Here is a 235-nt window from a genome sequence, read left to right on the forward strand (position 1 = left end):
GCGAACAAGAAGACGAAGACGGCCGAGCCCCGGAACTACCGGCTGCAGGTGGACCTGCAGAAGACCGACGGCACCTGGCTCGTCTCGGGACTGGAGTTCGTCGCATGAGCACCCGCACACGTCTGGTCGCGGTCATCGCGCTGGCGGTCGCCGTTGCCGCAGCAGCATTCGTGGGTCTGCAGGCACGAGGTGCATCGGCCACCGCGGACGCCCGCAACGATGCCCTCGCCGCCGC

This window comes from Nocardioides sp. CPCC 206348 (assembly GCF_048654705.1).
Taxonomy (GTDB): domain Bacteria; phylum Actinomycetota; class Actinomycetes; order Propionibacteriales; family Nocardioidaceae; genus Nocardioides.